The following is a 904-nucleotide window of genomic DNA, read 5'->3' as shown; positions in this document are numbered from 1 at the left end:
CGTCGTCGATACCGCCCGCCTCACCGGGACCAGCCCGTTCGCCACCATCCTCAAAACCGTCAGCGCCTAAATCACACCGCCACAGGGGTGGGTAATTACTCGCAAGAAGCCGCCGGGCAAGCCGATGGCGAGGAACGTCGCCCGGGCCAACGGCGAGAAGTCGAAGGTCCGCGCGGCCGTCGAGCACGTCTTCGCCCGGCAGAAGGGGCCGATGGGGCTCGTGGTGCGCACGATCGGCTTGGCGAGAGCCCGGATGAAGATCGGCCTGGCCAACCTCACGTACAACATGAACTGGGCAGTCTGGCTCACCGGCTCCCGCGCGAGGACTGCCTGAGGGTCGGGACAAAGGGCTTTTCGCCCCGCTCGCGACCGGCGCGAGGCCAGCATCAAATCGCCAAAGTGTGGATAGGCGTTGAAGCGGGACCCCGGATCAAAGCCAATGTAGCGCGTTGTTATCACTAGCAAAATCGCGAGAGGGGTGGGGTCCCGGTCGGCGCCGATCGGGACCCCACCTCTGTGCGAAAAACGTTTGTATGTTGAGGATCTTACCGTACTTCAGAAAGGGGTCCTGGTTCGGCGCTTATCCGCAGAGATGCCATCGGTCGGCGACCTGGAGAGCGGCGGGAGCGCCTGCCGCCGCTGCTCGGGCGTACTCAGTCGAGCGGTCGCGGGCGACGATCTGGATGCCGGGATGGCGTCGCAGCCAATCGGCGACGGTCGCCCCCGAACGGTCGGGCAACAGGTCAATCGGGCATCGACGGTCGAGATCGACGAGCAGAGTGCCGTATGTTCGTCCTTTGCGGATTGAACCGCCCCGGGTTTCCCGGAGGCCGTTTGGTTTGGGTCAGGCGGCCAAGGCTTGGACCTCGGTCTGGGCATAATAGCGCGCTTCGGCCTCGGCGGG

The 904-nt window shown here is 65.0% G+C and carries 2 pseudogenes; one reads left to right on the top strand and one right to left on the bottom strand.

The window, feature by feature from the left end:
* Positions 1-100 precede the first annotated feature (100 nt).
* A pseudogene (locus CIW48_RS32900) lies at positions 101-334 on the top strand (IS5/IS1182 family transposase); the annotation flags it as partial.
* 255 nt (positions 335-589) lie between these two features.
* Here CIW48_RS32900 and CIW48_RS32895 read toward each other — a convergent pair.
* Positions 590-808, bottom strand: a pseudogene (locus CIW48_RS32895) (transposase); the annotation flags it as partial.
* Between the last annotated feature and the right edge of the window lie 96 nt (positions 809-904).

The organism is Methylobacterium sp. P1-11 (assembly GCF_008329595.1).
In the GTDB taxonomy this organism is placed as follows: Bacteria; Pseudomonadota; Alphaproteobacteria; order Rhizobiales; family Beijerinckiaceae; genus Methylobacterium.
Note: the sequence above shows the minus strand (reverse complement) of the source record. Positions and strands in the feature narration are given on the sequence as shown.